This window comes from Chitinophaga sancti, from assembly GCF_034087045.1.
Lineage (GTDB): Bacteria > Bacteroidota > Bacteroidia > Chitinophagales > Chitinophagaceae > Chitinophaga > Chitinophaga sancti_B.
Genome location: NZ_CP139247.1, coordinates 6,988,196 through 7,003,692, shown reverse-complemented (window position 1 = coordinate 7,003,692; position 15,497 = coordinate 6,988,196). Strand labels below are relative to the sequence as shown.

At 44.5% G+C, this 15,497-nt stretch carries 16 protein-coding genes; 8 read left to right on the top strand and 8 right to left on the bottom strand.

Translation table 11 applies throughout. The features are described 5' to 3' along the window. Nucleotides 1-98 precede the first annotated feature (98 nt). Complete coding sequence (locus SIO70_RS28185; RefSeq protein WP_320576502.1) at nucleotides 99-677, top strand: hypothetical protein; 579 nt, start codon at nucleotides 99-101, stop codon at nucleotides 675-677. A 66-nt stretch (nucleotides 678-743) separates the two neighbouring features. On the opposite strand, the gene SIO70_RS28180 is transcribed toward SIO70_RS28185, so the two are convergent. The 3 genes from SIO70_RS28180 to SIO70_RS28170 form a co-directional block, all read right to left on the bottom strand. Further along, a complete protein-coding gene (locus SIO70_RS28180) occupies nucleotides 744-1,676 on the bottom strand; it encodes a helix-turn-helix domain-containing protein (protein ID WP_320576500.1) in 933 nt (310 codons plus the stop codon). 131 nt (nucleotides 1,677-1,807) lie between these two features. After that, nucleotides 1,808-2,023, bottom strand: a complete 216-nt coding sequence (locus SIO70_RS28175; protein WP_320576498.1) for a DUF6965 family protein — start codon at nucleotides 2,021-2,023, stop codon at nucleotides 1,808-1,810. A gap of 18 nt (nucleotides 2,024-2,041) precedes the next feature. Continuing rightward, nucleotides 2,042-2,845 (bottom strand): hypothetical protein, encoded by an 804-nt coding sequence (locus SIO70_RS28170; protein ID WP_320576496.1) that lies wholly within the window; start codon nucleotides 2,843-2,845, stop codon nucleotides 2,042-2,044. Between the two features lie 193 nt (nucleotides 2,846-3,038). Between SIO70_RS28170 and SIO70_RS28165 the strand changes: the two genes are divergently transcribed. The 7 genes from SIO70_RS28165 (at nucleotide 3,039) to SIO70_RS28135 (ending at nucleotide 8,782) form a co-directional block, all read left to right on the top strand. After that, nucleotides 3,039-3,581 (top strand): sigma-70 family RNA polymerase sigma factor, encoded by a 543-nt coding sequence (locus tag SIO70_RS28165; protein WP_320576495.1) that lies wholly within the window; start codon nucleotides 3,039-3,041, stop codon nucleotides 3,579-3,581. Beyond that, nucleotides 3,569-4,975, top strand: a complete 1,407-nt coding sequence (locus tag SIO70_RS28160) for a hypothetical protein (RefSeq protein ID WP_320576494.1) — start codon at nucleotides 3,569-3,571, stop codon at nucleotides 4,973-4,975. Before SIO70_RS28165 ends, SIO70_RS28160 begins: the two co-directional genes overlap by 13 nt. A 34-nt stretch (nucleotides 4,976-5,009) precedes the next feature. Continuing rightward, complete coding sequence (locus SIO70_RS28155) at nucleotides 5,010-5,429, top strand: OB-fold protein (protein WP_320576493.1); 420 nt, start codon at nucleotides 5,010-5,012, stop codon at nucleotides 5,427-5,429. An 11-nt stretch (nucleotides 5,430-5,440) separates the two neighbouring features. After that, nucleotides 5,441-5,848, top strand: a complete 408-nt coding sequence (locus SIO70_RS28150; protein WP_320576492.1) for a cytochrome c — start codon at nucleotides 5,441-5,443, stop codon at nucleotides 5,846-5,848. 11 nt (nucleotides 5,849-5,859) lie between these two features. Beyond that, a complete protein-coding gene (locus tag SIO70_RS28145) occupies nucleotides 5,860-6,402 on the top strand; it encodes a YceI family protein (protein WP_320576490.1) in 543 nt (180 codons plus the stop codon). A gap of 5 nt (nucleotides 6,403-6,407) precedes the next feature. Then, nucleotides 6,408-7,289: a DUF5777 family beta-barrel protein gene (locus SIO70_RS28140; RefSeq protein WP_320576488.1), complete on the top strand. Its 882-nt coding sequence runs from the start codon at nucleotides 6,408-6,410 to the stop codon at nucleotides 7,287-7,289. A gap of 197 nt (nucleotides 7,290-7,486) precedes the next feature. After that, nucleotides 7,487-8,782 carry an HTTM domain-containing protein gene (locus SIO70_RS28135; RefSeq protein WP_320576486.1) on the top strand — a complete coding sequence of 432 codons (1,296 nt, stop codon included), beginning with the start codon at nucleotides 7,487-7,489 and terminating at the stop codon, nucleotides 8,780-8,782. 101 nt (nucleotides 8,783-8,883) lie between these two features. On the opposite strand, the gene SIO70_RS28130 is transcribed toward SIO70_RS28135, so the two are convergent. From SIO70_RS28130 to SIO70_RS28110, 5 genes are all read right to left on the bottom strand, one after another. After that, nucleotides 8,884-9,318 (bottom strand): DUF2147 domain-containing protein, encoded by a 435-nt coding sequence (locus SIO70_RS28130; RefSeq protein WP_083722063.1) that lies wholly within the window; start codon nucleotides 9,316-9,318, stop codon nucleotides 8,884-8,886. An 11-nt stretch (nucleotides 9,319-9,329) separates the two neighbouring features. Continuing rightward, complete coding sequence (locus SIO70_RS28125; protein ID WP_320576484.1) at nucleotides 9,330-10,652, bottom strand: TolC family protein; 1,323 nt, start codon at nucleotides 10,650-10,652, stop codon at nucleotides 9,330-9,332. Further along, nucleotides 10,642-13,701: an efflux RND transporter permease subunit gene (locus tag SIO70_RS28120; RefSeq protein WP_320576481.1), complete on the bottom strand. Its 3,060-nt coding sequence runs from the start codon at nucleotides 13,699-13,701 to the stop codon at nucleotides 10,642-10,644. The genes SIO70_RS28125 and SIO70_RS28120 overlap by 11 nt, the downstream gene beginning before the upstream one ends. Nucleotides 13,702-13,709: 8 nt before the next feature. Next, a complete protein-coding gene (locus SIO70_RS28115) occupies nucleotides 13,710-14,744 on the bottom strand; it encodes an efflux RND transporter periplasmic adaptor subunit (RefSeq protein ID WP_320576479.1) in 1,035 nt (344 codons plus the stop codon). Nucleotides 14,745-14,840: 96 nt separating this feature from the next. Next, nucleotides 14,841-15,401: a Crp/Fnr family transcriptional regulator gene (locus tag SIO70_RS28110; RefSeq protein WP_083722060.1), complete on the bottom strand. Its 561-nt coding sequence runs from the start codon at nucleotides 15,399-15,401 to the stop codon at nucleotides 14,841-14,843. Nucleotides 15,402-15,497 lie beyond the last annotated feature (96 nt).

The window sequence follows — 15,497 nt, the reverse complement described above, 5'->3', positions numbered from 1 at the left end:
CAGATAATGATTGTTTAATTCAGGCTCAATTATCTCACATTACAATACGAATTTAAGATTGATACAATAAATATTAGACAAGATTAAAACGAAAGACGATGAAAAAGAGAGTAATGAAAGGACTTGTTACATTAGGTTTATTTTTAGCAGTAACAGTAGGCGCAAAGGCACAGAGCAAGGATGATAAGGTTACAACAGACAGACCCGCATTTCTATTAAGCGTAGGCCCCGAGGCTGGTATTCCATTAGGTAATCTCAAAGATCATTACAACTGGACCCTGGGTGGTTCTGTACAGGCAGATTATGCATTGGTAAAACGTACATTGTACATTAACCTGAACGCAGGTTACACCAATATATTTGCCGACAATACACCAGGCCTGGATGATCTGCAGTTAATTCCGGTAAAAGTAGGTTTGAAGTATTATCCGTTCAGCAATAACAATGTATACGTACAGGGTCAGGCGGGCGTAAGCTTTATTACCAATGGCACCGGTGTGTACAACGATAAGTCAGCAGCTTTCGTATACACACCGCAGATAGGTTACCTGATTCCACTGGGCAAAGGCAATTACCTGGATGCTGCCGTGAAATTTGATGGCAACTCTAAATTTGTCGATGGTGGAACATCCAATAATGTAATAGGTGTCAGAGTAGCATACGCATTTAAACTTTAGTTTGTATAGGGGTTTATGGTTAAGTGAAAATAGTCGTTCGCCAGCATGTCGGACGACTATTTCGTTTTATGGCGTAGCTACTTTTTTGTAAGCAGAAGGATTCTCATCCGCAAACTTCTTAAAGAATCTGCTGAAGTGAGAACTGGTATCAAAATTCAATTGGTCCGACACCTCTTTAACACTGAGAGAAGAAGTTGTAAGCAATAACCGCGCTTCTAAAAATACTCTCGCATGAATAATATGCAACGCATTTTTCCCCGTTTCCTGTTTCACTACCTCACTCAAATGCTTGGCTGATACATGCAGCAGGTCGGCAAATTCCTGCACCGTTCTCTTCGTGAGAAAGTGTTCTTCCACGAGATCCCTGAAGTTCATGAAAAGCGTATATTGCCTGGTCAGCTGGTAGTGCGTGCGGCTGTCTGTACATTTCTCAAAAGTCCTGTTCACCTCATAGAGTAATTCCACCAGTTGTAACCGGATCATCTGAAGAAAGAAAGGATTTTCTTCTTTATACTCCAGGTCTATTTTCTCATAGAGTGATTTGATCTTTTGGAAATTGTGGTCAGAAAGACTGTAGATAGGAGGGCACTCTGGGTGCAGGTCCATTAAAGGGTCGAGTACGCTTTGCTTGATAAAGATATCGGAAATAAATTCTTTTTTAAACATGACCATGTAGAGCAACAGGTCCTCAGATGCATTTTCGAAAGAATTAATAAAGCGTGGCGAGACAATATGCAAAGACTGCGGTGTCACCTGGAAGGTGAAAGGCCCGACCGTCTTTGTGCAGGTGCCCCTGATGCAAAGAATCAGGGCGTAATGGTCTGTTTTAATGGGGGCTCCGTTTTTAACACTGCCTTCGTTGCTCAGTATAGCGAAGTTGTCGGGGTGCAGGAGCTCATCATATTTATCCATTCCAAAACTTTGCGCGACCTTTTTGTCCAGTGACAGGTAATATTTTATGGTGGATGGTATGTCCAGTATTGGCGTCTGCGTGTTCATAATTAAGGCAGTAAAATTACGGGAATTCTTTTAAAGCTTACCGTAGGTTATTTCTCCCCATCCTCCTAATCCCATAAACTCAAACGCTTTTGCCGAAGGCAAAAGCGTTTGAGTACTATAGCAGAGTTCGACTATTGTGAAAGTTTCTCCTTCAATAAAACCAGTCTGTCATAAAAACCTTCAAAAACTGGTACACCCTGTCGCTGCTTCATAATCTGCAGATGACTATGTACAAAAGCCTTTACATCGGTTATTGTAGTACTATGGAATAATTCTATAGAATCGGGTAAGGACGCTGTTTTAAAGAACTCTTCCAGCTCCTGGATCTCTTTGTCGGCATATTTCATGGCGCAAAGATGGCGATTTTATTTTTTTTCCTCCGCCGAAAACCGGAAAGTAGTCCAGGTCACATCTTCCTGCACCTCCTGTGCACCCCCACGGCCACCACCCATTCCGCCACGCATGCCCCCCATACCCATACCTACACCCATACCGCTGCCCATGCCGCCCATACCTATACCTCCGCCAAATGACACCCTGGGAGAAACGCCACCACCGCCACGACGTTGACCCTGTCCTTCACCCGGACCACCCCGCTTACCAGGCAGCTGGTTTACCATAACTCCCACACTAAAGCTCTTTCTGAGGGCTTTTTCTGACAATCCATTGGCGAGCACCCTGTTCAATGGAATCGCTGCCTCATATACCAGGCCACTATCAGCCATGGGATTTAATCCAATCTTAATCCCTGTCATCTTATCCGTCAGGTTATGCTGCCCGTTTTCCATGTTCAGAAAGCCATCTGTATTGTAAACAGTTGGGACTTTTATGCCATCCATGTTCCTTTCCGGGTATACCAGGGCCATTTTTTTCTTCTGTTTGCCCTTTGGATCAAAATAAAGGCTCATACCCGCCTTCATGATCCGGTGTTTCATTTCGGGGTCTGAAGTCATGACACATATATAAATATTCCGGGAATCATTGGTAATACTATAAGACAGTGTATATTGGCTGTTAGCATAGCGTAATGGCATTGTCCACTCGGAGGCATTACCATCTGGTTCAATAGGGCTGGATTGAAAACGCTCCTGTGGAGCTATATTTCTGTTACAACTAGTGCCCATTGCCAGCCAAAGGGTGCAGTAGCTGATAGCATGTGATAGTTTCATATTAGGTTAGAACTGAATTTCGTCTCTCAGGTTTAATAGCCCTGAATATTACATAAGTACTTGATAATTATAAGATAAAAAATATTTCTGTTCACAGGCAACCTTTAGATAACAGGTTCCGTATTATAATGGTATAGATTAAATACAGACGGCTTATCATTTGGAACAAATTAAGACCATAATAGAAGGGTGTATGCATGCACAGCCCAGGTGCCAGCGGCTGCTGTACGAACGGTATTATGCATATGCCCTGAAAATTGTGTTCAGGTATATATACAGGTATGAGAAAGCGACCGAGGTGGTGAATGACGGATTTGTAAAACTATTCAACCGGTTTGACAGGTTTACCTATGAAGAAGGAGAAGATCTGGAAAGAATGCTCCTGGGGTGGATGCGCAAGATCATGGTAAACACGGCCATCGATGAACTGCGAAGGAAAAATATGATCCCTGAAATAGGGGGTATCCCTGACTATGTATGGGACACACCCGATATGGGGCAATCCGCAGAACAAAAGTTGTATTACAAAGAACTGATCGTCCTGATCAAAGAACTACCTCCTTCCTATCAGGTTGTATTCAACATGTATGTAATAGATGGGTTTTCCCATCAGGAAATTGCAGACAAGCTGAATATCAGCTTAGGTACTTCAAAATCAAATCTGTCAAAAGCAAGAGAACATTTAAGAAAGAAATTAAATAACGGCATACGGGAATTTGATATATGCAGCTTTTAGATGACGATATGGATGAATTATTCCGCAATGCGGCATCGCAGTATCCCTTAAAAACGGATGGTGCGGACTGGGATGCACTCAGTAGCCGCCTGCAGTCTGCACAGCCTCAACCGGCTGCAGTGGAAGGCATGTGGGGTAATAAGTGGGTATGGCTGGGTATAAGCATACTATTGACCGTACTTTTTTTTATATCCTACGCGCCACCGCTGGAAACAGGTAGGCTGCCGCGTACCGGAACAGGAATAGCAACGACGACGACACCAGCAATAACAACTAATACAACTAATTCTTTAGTAACAACAACAGCACCAGCTATAACAACAAATACTACCAATACTACCAATACAATAACAAATACAACAACACCGATAAAATCATCGACACCTACTACTATTTCCAATTCTACTTTTGGTTCGTCTACTCCCGGGCTATCCATTAATAGATTTAATTCTGAAAAAACAACAAAGACAAACAATAAGCATATATCTACCTCCGTTATTGGTGTTGTAACAAATAATACACAGGAACAAGACGTCAATAAATCAGTTCCAGGTACCTCCATTTTCGCTGATGAGCCTACAACGCTACCTATGCAAAATGTGCGGGAAAAATTACCAGTGGACAGTAACACAACAACGCCAACGAGCACCACACCAGTAAAGGATATTCCGCTGCCAACAGCAGCCGAACCAGTTGTAAATAAAACAGTAGAACCAGTAATAAAGGAAACTGCATTAGAGCCGGTAAAGAAAACGCCAGAAGAACCAGTAGTAAAGAAAAAGCAGTCCCCTGCCAAAGTGCAGACAGGCCTCTATTTCGGTCTTATTGCCAGTCCTGACATCAGCACCGTAAAAATGCAACACGTGGACAAAGTAGGCTACGGCGCCGGTATCATAGTCGGTTACCGCATCTCCCGCAGCTTTGCTGTGGAAACAGGCCTCCTCTATGATCACAAAAACTACTACTCTGAAGGAAGCTACTTCAGCAAGGAAAAAATTCCTTACATCCAAAACTGGAAGATCATTAACGTAGACGGCTATTGCAATATGTACGAGATACCAGTGAATGTGCGCTACTTTATTAAAAATGGTCAAAATACAAGCTGGTACGCCAACGCAGGTGTATCATCTTACCTGATGAAGAAAGAAGACTATGCTTATAAATACATGACCACCTCCGGAGACCTGAAGAACGGCTCCTGGGCTTATAAAAATGCAACTCAAAACTGGTTTTCTATAATAAACGTGGGAGTAGGATTGGAGCACAACCTCGGCACAATAGGTAAGCTCCGTGTAGAACCATATTTGAAAATACCTGCCAAAGGACTCGGTATCGGAGACCTGCCCATTACCAGTATGGGTATCAATATTGGCATCACGAAATCTATCCGTTAATCGTGTAGGCTTCCAACATTAAAATCCAAATTGTATGACGCGAAAAAAGACAATCCTTTTCGCAGCGGTATTCCTATGCCTTGTGGCAGGAGGAACAGGCTACTACTTGTACAACAAACCAAGAACCACCGCTGCCGAAGCGCACACAGATGATAGTGTGACTGCCAGAGAACTGTATGGCACTTATGCTAAAGATGAAAAGACTGCTGGTAAACTGTACGAGAACAAAGTTTTGGAAGTTACAGGCATCGTCATGAATGTAGAACAAAACGGTAAGGACGTTTCCGTACTACTCTCTGCTGGCGAGACTGATCCCGGTGGGGTTAACTGCAGCCTTGCAGGCAATTCAGATCAACTACCTAAAAACGGTGAAACCATCCGCGTTAAAGGCAAGTGCACAGGCTTTTTGATGGACGTAAGCCTGGTAGACGCGACCATTCTCTCAACTAAATAAAATTATAAATTATGAAGCGTGTATTCTTTTTTCTGTCAGCAATCGCAATCGTATACTGTCTGACCATGGTAACATCCTGCTCGAAAGACAATGAAAAGGATCTGACCAACACAGGCACCGATACTACCGGAACCGGTGGTGGCACTACCTGCGATACCGTAAACATGAAATATGCTGCTAATGTACAGCCTATTATTTCGGCTAATTGTTATAGCTGTCATGGTAATGGTAGCGCCAGCGGCGGTATCTCTCTCGACACTTACGCAAAAGTATTAACACAGGTAAACAACGGTAACCTGATTGGTACCATCACTCACGCGAGCGGATATCCTGCCATGCCACAGGGTGGTAGCAAACTCTCTGATTGCAATATCAACATTATTAAAGACTGGATCGCCCGCGGCGCTCAAAATAATTAAAACTGGAACATATGAAACTAATGTATGTAATGGCGCTGGCTAGTTTGTTATACCTGCCTGCCAAAGCGCAGACATTCATGACGCGCAATGGAAAGGTGAACTTCTATTCCAAAACACCGCTGGAAGATATCAAAGCGGAAAACAGGCAAGTTGTGGCAGCCATCGATCTGGGGAAAAAGACCGTAGCCCTGACCCTGTTGCAAAAGAACTTCCTGTTTGAAAAGCAACTGATGCAGGACCATTACAACGAGAACTATGTAGAAAGTGACAAGTTCCCCAAAGCGCAGTTCACAGGCACAATCACCGGCTATGTAGGCACCACACCCGGTACTTATAAAGTACAGATCAGTGGTAACCTCACCCTGCATGGTGTAACCAAACCGGTGAGTGCACCTGCGGAATTTGAAGTGGCCGATGGCAAAGTAACAGGTAAAGCTGACTTCAAGGTAAAACCTTCTGATTTCGATATTAAAATTCCTTCGCTGGTAAAAGATAAAATTGCTTCAGAAATCTCAGTTCAGGTAGTTGCTGCCTGCACTGCGTTATCAAAATAATGGATATGCAAAGAAAAATCATTCAAACCGTATTTTTATTACTCTTATGCGGCCGTATGATGGCGCAGGACAGCAGTCTGATGAAAATGATGGACGATGCCGTAGCTGAATCACAAAAAGGGCAGGTGGTAACCGGTACCTTTAAGGCTACACAGATTGTAAACCTGCCTACTGTAGAGTCGCCAGGAAAGAAAAGCCTGCAATTTATGATCATGCACCGTTTCGGTAAACTGAACGGTGGTGCTTATGAGCTCTTCGGCCTGGATAATGCCTCTATTCGTTTTGCATTGGATTACGGTATCACCGACCGCTTCTCTGTTGGGTTGGGCCGTAGCTCTGTTGACAAAACTTTCGATGGTTCCCTGAAATATAAGCTCCTGCAGCAAAAAGAAACAGGTATGCCCATCTCAGTAAGCCTGTATGGTCTGATCACAAACTATACACAACGGTATACAGACAAGCCTTACCTCGATGCAGGCTATCGCACAGCCTATACAACACAGGTGATCATTGCTAAAAAGTTTTCATCTGCATTCTCATTTGAAGTCGTGCCATCCTGGATTCACTATAACCTAACGCCAACGCCGGAAGATAAGAACGATCTCTTCGCGGTTTCTGCAGGTGGCCGGTTGAAATTTACGAAGCGGATGAGCGTAAACGCAGAGTACAACTACCTGCTGCGTAACCAGGTAGTTAGTACGAAAGTATATGATGCTATATCCGGTGGTATTGATATCGAAACAGGAGGTCACGTATTCCAGCTGGTATTTACCAATGCCGCCGGCATGGTAGGTCCTTATTATCTGGCTAAAACAGATGGTAGCTGGGGTAAAGGAGATATCTATTTTGGATTCAATATCACGAGAAATTTCAATTTCAAAAAGTAAGCTACGCAACTATTTCTGATTAAACTCCCCGCAGGGGCTTCCCAAATTTTATTTAAGCCTCCTGCAGGGACTTCCCAAATTTTATGGTTGCCGGCCTGGCCGGCAACCATAAAATTTACAATATTTACCTACAAAATTTCCGGTTTGGTCGTTATTTCCCTCCACTAATGTAAGATAGCTATTATTTTTCCGGCCTTATGACCAATGCCGATAGCCTACCTTACCGCCTTTGGAAGCCGGTGGACAACACTCCACTGGTAATTTTTCGCATCCTCCTTGGATTCCTCCTGTTCTTTCAATCTATTAACGATATTTTCTCGGATAGGGTACGCACCTTGTTCATTGAGCCTGCCTTCACCTTCCCTTTTATGGGATTTGAATGGTTACGGCCACTGCCCGGGAATGGTATGTATTTCTATTTTCTGTTGATGGGCCTTTTGGCCATCATGATCATGCTGGGAGCTTTTTACCGGGTTGCAATGATCGGCTATACACTACTTTGGACCGCCACTTACCTCATGCAAAAATGTGGCTATAATAACCACTATTACCTGATCATACTCATTTGTGCATTCATGTGCGTGATGCCTGCGCACCGTCGCCTCTCTGTTGATGTGTGGCGTCGTCCCTGCATCAAATCCAGCTATTGCCCACAATGGTGTAGCTGGCTCTTCATCGCACAGTTTGGCATCGTGTATACGTATGCCGCTATTGCAAAACTATACCCTGACTGGTTATCAGGTCGCTACCTGGAAAGTACGCTGACCAGCAACCGGATCAGGTATTTACTTTGCTTCGTAGGAATAATATTCGATTTCCTCATCACTCCCCTGATGTTATTCCGTCGTACCCGCACCTGGGGAATGGCAGCGGCATGCATTTTCCACCTTACAAATGCAGTTGTTTTCACTATTGGTATCTTCCCATTCCTGGCCCTGTCTGCCATGTTGTTCTTTTATCCGCCAAATGTGATCAGGCAATTGTTAAGGTGGCCTGCATTAAAGCCCAAAGCCAATAATGCCTCAATAACCATATGGAAAAAACTGGCTGTATATGCCATGGGCATTTACCTTCTCATACAGGTATTACTTCCCATACGTTATCTCTTGTTTGGTACACAACCTTACTGGTCAGAAGAAGGGTTCCGCATGAGCTGGAGAATGATGTCACGTAATAAAAGTGGATGGGTGTATTTCAAGGTAGTAAACAATGACACTCATAAATCATGGATAGACGAGCCGGAAACAAGACTCAATTATGCAAGTCTGAACAGTCTGCCAGGCTTCCCTGATATAATCTGGCAGTATGCACAGCATATCAAAAAAATCTATGAAAAAGAGGGCATTCATAACCTCTCTATATATGCAGTCAGTTCAGTGAGTCTGAATGGCCGGCACCCACAACCATTGATAGATCCGAAAACGGACCTGGCCAATACGCCCTGGGAGCCGTACCGCCATGCAAACTGGATTGTACCGCTGGAACACGAGTAACTTAGCCCTCGTCTATTCATCCTGGATTATCCAGCTGGAATACGAGTAACTACCCCCCCTCATCTATTCATCCTGGATTATCCAGCTGGAACACGGGTAACTTACCCCCTCGTCCACACAGTCGTTCTTCCAAACATGGAAATGCCGATATACCCTCTTATTTCGAGTTTCTCTCCTTTGAATTTCATCGTACAACTATAAGTCTTCCCACTCTTGGGATCATAAATTTTTCCGCCTGTCCATTCCCCATCATCATACTTGAAGTTGGTCAAAAGAACAAGCCCTAATAATTGCCGGCTCTTTAATTTAGCATCCGGATTCTTGGTATCCGTCCTGTCTTTCCGGGGTGTCTTCCCATCCGCTTCCATGAGGTCACGCCCCCATACCAGCTTCCCGAAATATTGATTCCCGGTTTTATAAATCTCTATACGCCCGTCTTTTTCTTCATTCAGCCAGTTACCGAGTATTTTGTCTTGTGCCAGCAATACCTGCGTGGAAAATAATAAGGTAATTAATAAAAATGCGATCCTTTTCATGTGAATACTTTTTAATAAGCGCCAGTCAAAATGCGCAGATCGGATAAGGCAATCCTGTAATTGAGCTTAGCACTCAGCAGGTCTGCCTGCGCTTTGGCCAGCGTTGATTTTGTGGTCAACAGATCAGCTTCAATATTCAGGCCAGCATCTTTTTTGTCCTGTTGTATTTTTAGCTCATCCTGCCGGAAATTTACAGCTTTTTGTGCTACGGCGATCAGGGCAATTGCCTGATTTATACGCCTTTTAGCTTTCGCAATATCATGGTTCACAATTTCCTGTGTATTTGCTACGTTTTCGGCAGACTGTTGCAGCTGGAAATTGCGCTGATGCAATACCTGTTTGTTGGAAAAGATATCCTGGATATTCCATTTAAAAGATGCACCTATAAAAGGATTGCTGTTGGGATAAAGCACATTCCCTGTCTGGTATGTATATCCTGCCATCAACCCAAAATCAGGCAGGTAGCTACGTTGCGCTGCTTTGATCGCCTGTTCGGTTTTAACCCGGGTCAAATTCGCCAGTCGTATATCCACATTGTTATCACCTGAAATACTATCGCTGATGGGTTGTGGATTGTAATCCACCTCTGCCAGTACCACACTGTCCGCAGTGATACCTGTCAGCTGTTGCAGATCGGCCATGTAATCGTCTGCCTGTATCTGTAACTTCAGCAGGTTTTGTTCCTCATCTGCTACATTTGCCTGCAGGCCAGCTTTGCTGGCGTCTACGGTTTTCCCTGCCAGCAATGCGCTCTCTACATCAAACTGCTTCATCTGTGCTAATTGCAGATTAGCATTGGCAGTAATCTGTTGTTGCTGATTAATCAATAAGCCATAGTAAAGTTTTTCTACCGCCTGCCTTATTTGCAAAGAAGCCTTTCTGCTTTCCTGTTCTGCAATCAACACATCGGTTTTACTCACTTCCATCCCTGCTTTGATCTTACCCAGCTGGGTAATGGGCTGGTATACGGTCACACCTGCATTGAAGTTATTGTGTTTACCCAGTTCAAAAGAAGCATCTTCATTGGGCAGATTAATATTGGTCCCCCCAAGTGGAAGAGAACCAAAATACCCGGCAGGAATATTCAATGCACCCAGGTTCTGGTTATATTGATACGCAGAGCTGACAGTGACAGCAGGATATAGCCTGATGGCATCCTCATGCAGTTTCGCTGTTTTCTCAGATTGTTGTAGTTTCCTGATGTGCAGTGCCCTGTTATGTTGCAATGCGAGATCAATGGCCTGCTGCAAATCGAGTGGCATCGGTTGTTGCGCATGCAGCAACGGTGCCGTGAGCAGGAATATAATGAGTGTGAGAAGGCATCTACTTTTCATCGGAAGTCGGTTTGATCCATACGATATATAAAACGGGTACGGTGAGCAGGGCAACGATCATAGACCATACCACTCCTACGGCAATCACACTGGCCAGCGGACTCCACATAGGTGAGCCGGAGATGATCATAGGCAATACCCCGATTGCCGCTGCCATCGCAGTGAGGAAGATAGGCCGCAGCCTGCGCTTACCTGATTCAATCGCTGCTGTACGTATGTCCATGCCATGCTTCAGCAGTTCGTTGGTATGATCTACGAGGATGATGGCATTTCGCACTACAATACCTGACAAACTTATTAAGCCTACAAAAGCCGTAAACCCGAAATTGTTATGCGTCATGTACAACCCTGCCATGGCACCGAATAAACTGAGCGGAATGGTGAGCATGATGATAGTGGCTTCTTTCAGGTTGCGGAACTGGAAGAGCAGTATGAAGAAGATGGCTACAAGACTGATCGCGAGTACAACCATCATCTGACTGAATGTCTCTTTCTTATTCGCATCTTCACCACCATATACAATCTGGTAACCCGGTGGCAGCGTGAGTTTGCTGATAGCCGGCTGAATCGCTTTCAGCAGGTCGGCAGGCAATACATTGTCTGCCGTTTCACTCAGCACGGTCAATGTTCTTACACCATTACGGTGCATGATCTTACCCGTCTGCCATTCAGGAATAAGGGAAGCTATCTGACGCAGGGGCACACTGGCACCTGTAACCGGAGATTCCAGGTACATGTTTTCCAGGTCACTAAAGCTGCGACGGCTTTTTTCATCCAGCCTCAATACAATGTCAATCGGGTTGTTGCCCTCATACATTGTAGATACAGGGTAACCACTAAAACCTGTATAAACCGATTGAGCTATGCTGGCTGTCGCAAAGCCAAGCCTGTTAGCTTCATCTTTCAGCTGAATGCCTACGCCATAATAGTCTTCCCTAAAATCACTTCTTACGAGATAACTACCTTTGGTGTTCTGAACGATTTTCTGTACTTCTTCACCAATCTGTTTCAGTCTGCTGATGTCATCTCCTATAATACGCACTTCAACCGGAGACTTGAGCACAGAGCCCTGTTGCATCAGTTTTACCTGTGGCAAACCTTCCGGTACAGCAGCAGCTACCTTTTGCTCCAGCTCCATAGAGAGAGCATTGGTAGTTGCTTCTGTAGTTGTGTTAATTAAAATCTGTCCGTAGTTACTCACAGGTACTTCCGGTGAATAGTTGTAGTAGAAACGCGGTGCACTCGTGCCAGAAAACGTAGCATATGATGTAACACGGGGATCGTTTTTGATCAATGCAGTGAGCCTGTGTATCGCATCATCCGTCTTTTCCAGTCTGGTACCTGTTGGCATCCACAGCTCTACTACAAACTGGTTCCTTTCTGCGGCAGGAAAGAACTTCTGTCTGATCCCTTTTGTATACAATAAACCAGCCAATGGAATCGTCAATACACTACCAATGATCACCGTCTTCGGATGCACTACGCACCAGTCCAATGCACTGTTATATGCATACTGCATTCGGTCAAGTAAAGACTTTCTCTTCTTCGTCTTCTCCGGACTATGTAATCCTTTTTTGATGAAAGTAAAGCACAACAACGGTGTCAGCACCATTGCCACGATAAAGGAAGATCCCAATGCCACGGCCACTGTAATTGGTAACGCTACAATGAATTCACCTACCGCTCCTGTGATCAGTACCATTGGCATAAAGGAAGCGATGATCGTTACCGTTGCTGCCAATACAGGTACTACCAGGTCTGTTGCACTTTTCCACGCCGCCGTCCATCTGTCTTTCCCTTCATCCAGCAGCTCTACATAGTTATCTGCAATTACAATCGCATCATCCACCACCATTCCCAATACTACGATCAATGCTGCCAGTGATACCTGGTGCAATTCTATACCCAGGAGGTGCATAATGGCAAATGTTACCGCAATGGTCATCGGAATGGCCATAGCAGCTACTGCCGCAATACGTAATGGTAGCAGTAAGATCACGACGATCACTACAGAAATGATCGCAAGGAAGAACTCCCTGATAAAGTGAGAAACGTTTTCATCTACCAACCCCGGCTGATTCACAATAGTGGTGATATGTACATTGGATGGTAAGAGTTTAGATACCTCATCCAGTTTCTGCTGCACCGCTTCACCAAATTTTACAATGTTGTTGCCTTCCAGCATCTGCACGGTCAGCATCATAGCCTTGTGTCCATTTACCGTGATCAGTGAAGAAGGATCTGCATAAGTACGATTGATACTGGCCACATCTCCCAAACGCACAGTTGCACCTGTTCTCGTCGTACCCACAATCTGGTTGGCTATCTGGTTCTCTGTATTATAGTAACCAGTCGTATACAGAGGTGCCTTGGTCACATCTGTTTTTACCTCACCTGTCGCCATAATGGTATTCTGTGATTGCAACACACGTGTTACCTGTGTTACATTGATACCATATTGCGCCAGCTTTTCAGAATTAGAAGTAACGGTGATCTGTTCTTTCTGTTCACCAATGCGTTTGATTTTGGACGATGCTTTGATGGTTCGGATGGCATCTTCCATCTTCTGTGCATATTCTTTTAGCTGGGTATAAGTCGCGGCATCACTTTCAATACCAATCACGAGTGCTTCCGTATCCCCAAAGTCAGAGTTTACAATGGGTCCGCGTACACCTTGCGGAAAGTCGATAGACTTACCCACCAATAACTGGTGCCGCAGTTTGCTCCAAAATACATCCGGGTTCTTTACTTTTTCTCCCAGTTCTACATTCACGATGACCATGCCATCCTGTGAGGTGGAGTAGGTCTTATCTTTTCTTACTTCTTCAAACTGAAAAAGATATTGTTCCAGTTTTTTCGTCACCTGGTCTTCTACCTGTGCCGAATTGGCGCCGGGGAAGTAAGCAATCACCAGCCCCTGCCTGATCGTGATTTTCGGATCTTCCCTTCTGGGCATGGTGAGCAGGGAGTTCACGCCTACTGCAAATACGAGCAGTAGTACGGACAACGTCACCTGTTTATATTTTAAAGCAGATTGTACAAGATTCATGATGAAGATCATTTAGAAAGAGAAACAACAGCACCGTCATTGAGTTTTTGCTGACCGCCGGTCACTATCTGTTCGCCGGCATTCAGGCCAGAGGTGATCTCCATCAGGTTGCCACTAAGTTGGCCGATGCTTACTTTTCTTTTGAAAGCCTGGTGGCGCTGAGAATCTACTGCGTACACGTAGGTTTGTCCGTCGATGTCGTGCATCACTGCTTCCACCGGAATTGCGAGGATATTGCTCACATTGCCGCTGGCCAGTTTGATTTCAGCGATCATTCCCGGTCTGATCAGGAGTTGAGGATTGTCCAGGGAGATCTTTACCGTAAAGGCCCGGGCAGCAGCATCTGCGGCAGCTCCCACTTCGGTGACCTTACCATGGAAGGTTTCATTCACGGCGCCTACCAGTACAGCAGCTTCCTGTCCCAGTTTCACATTATTCAGTTCACTCTCCGGGATGTAGGCATTTACCTTCACAGTACGAATATCTGACACGGTGAAGAGTGGCATCCCTGCACTGGTGATCTCACCTGCTTCAGCGCTCTTCTTTAGTAAAACCCCGCTAATAGGGCTAAAGAGTTTTGTATCGGAAAGATTCTTGGCTTGTAGTTTTTGCTGTGCACGTGCCTGTGCAAGGGTATTGGTGATCTTGTTAAAGTCGCTCTCACTGATGCTCTTGCGGTCATACATAATTTTCAGCCGATTGAATTCATCCTGTGCCTGGTTGGTACTGGCATCCGCCATTTCCTTGGCAATGGCATAGTTCTGCGGGTCGAGACTGGCGAGTAGTTGCCCGCTGGCAATGGTCTGTCCTTCGTTGGCAGCGATATAATTGATCTTCCCGGCTACCATAAAGCCAAGATGTACGGTCTTACTACCTTCTATATTGCCGCTGATGTTGATGGCATGGCTGGCAGTGGTGGTCTGAACGGTCTGGGTAATCACGGGAATGGCAGCATCCTGGGAAGAGGATGGTTTGCCTCCTGTATGACAACTGCTGGTGAAGAGGACGATGGCAGCGAGCCAGCAGGTACATTTCTGTAACATAAGCACTACATTAATTATATGGCAAAATTTCAATAAGATTCCGGAGTAATTTTTAATCTATATTAAAAAACATGCCGATACAGGATATTGTTGTACTTATTTCTGACTCCTGATCACACTCAGTCTTTGCTGGGTGATGCCGATGTAAGATGCGATATGACCTAATGGGGCTCTCAATAGTATGTCAGGGTGCTTTTCCAGTATGGTTTTATACCTTTCCTGGGCCGACTGAAACTGGGTCATATACAACCTTTCTGACAATTTTTTCATGACGTCAATCAGGAGTATCCGCATCAGTTTTTCCAGTTGGTTATATTTGTTGATGTATATTTCCAGGTCATTGAAGTAAATCCAGCGGAGGGTTGAGGGTTCCAACAATTCAAGGCCGATGGGGGAGGGAGTGTTATAAAAGACGCTCTCAATTGAAAGACTAAACGAATTTTCAGAAAAGAAGAAATGGGTGATGTCTTTGTCGTCTTTTGTGTAATAAGACCGTAGCAATCCAGACTCAATAAAGTATACTTTTTTCGACAAAGAATCCGGTAGCAGGAGTTTATGGTGTTTGGGCAGGGTCTCGCAGGTAAAAGCCAGTTCCAGTTCTGAGCAGATGTTGGCAGGCAGATCGAATTCCTGACGCAGAAAACCTAATAAATCCATGATGCAATTTACCAAAAATTTTGCTTGTAAATTTTTCGTTGTTGACTATGTCTCAATAAATTAATATTATTATTTAATCATATTGTATAATTGTAT

Excerpts from the sequence above, each read along its gene's own strand:
- SIO70_RS28125 (WP_320576484.1), bottom strand. The coding sequence starts at position 10,652 with ATGAAAAGTAGATGCCTTCTCACACTCATTATATTCCTGCTCACGGCA.
- SIO70_RS28180 (WP_320576500.1), bottom strand. The coding sequence starts at position 1,676 with ATGAACACGCAGACGCCAATACTGGACATACCATCCACCATAAAATAT.
- SIO70_RS28175 (WP_320576498.1), bottom strand. The coding sequence starts at position 2,023 with ATGAAATATGCCGACAAAGAGATCCAGGAGCTGGAAGAGTTCTTTAAA.
- SIO70_RS28115 (WP_320576479.1), bottom strand. The coding sequence starts at position 14,744 with ATGTTACAGAAATGTACCTGCTGGCTCGCTGCCATCGTCCTCTTCACC.
- SIO70_RS28165 (WP_320576495.1), top strand. The coding sequence starts at position 3,039 with ATGCATGCACAGCCCAGGTGCCAGCGGCTGCTGTACGAACGGTATTAT.
- SIO70_RS28160 (WP_320576494.1), top strand. The coding sequence starts at position 3,569 with ATGCAGCTTTTAGATGACGATATGGATGAATTATTCCGCAATGCGGCA.
- SIO70_RS28155 (WP_320576493.1), top strand. The coding sequence starts at position 5,010 with ATGACGCGAAAAAAGACAATCCTTTTCGCAGCGGTATTCCTATGCCTT.
- SIO70_RS28120 (WP_320576481.1), bottom strand. The coding sequence starts at position 13,701 with ATGAATCTTGTACAATCTGCTTTAAAATATAAACAGGTGACGTTGTCC.
- SIO70_RS28110 (WP_083722060.1), bottom strand. The coding sequence starts at position 15,401 with ATGGATTTATTAGGTTTTCTGCGTCAGGAATTCGATCTGCCTGCCAAC.
- SIO70_RS28145 (WP_320576490.1), top strand. The coding sequence starts at position 5,860 with ATGAAACTAATGTATGTAATGGCGCTGGCTAGTTTGTTATACCTGCCT.
- SIO70_RS28135 (WP_320576486.1), top strand. The coding sequence starts at position 7,487 with ATGACCAATGCCGATAGCCTACCTTACCGCCTTTGGAAGCCGGTGGAC.
- SIO70_RS28185 (WP_320576502.1), top strand. The coding sequence starts at position 99 with ATGAAAAAGAGAGTAATGAAAGGACTTGTTACATTAGGTTTATTTTTA.
- SIO70_RS28170 (WP_320576496.1), bottom strand. The coding sequence starts at position 2,845 with ATGAAACTATCACATGCTATCAGCTACTGCACCCTTTGGCTGGCAATG.
- SIO70_RS28140 (WP_320576488.1), top strand. The coding sequence starts at position 6,408 with ATGCAAAGAAAAATCATTCAAACCGTATTTTTATTACTCTTATGCGGC.
- SIO70_RS28130 (WP_083722063.1), bottom strand. The coding sequence starts at position 9,318 with ATGAAAAGGATCGCATTTTTATTAATTACCTTATTATTTTCCACGCAG.
- SIO70_RS28150 (WP_320576492.1), top strand. The coding sequence starts at position 5,441 with ATGAAGCGTGTATTCTTTTTTCTGTCAGCAATCGCAATCGTATACTGT.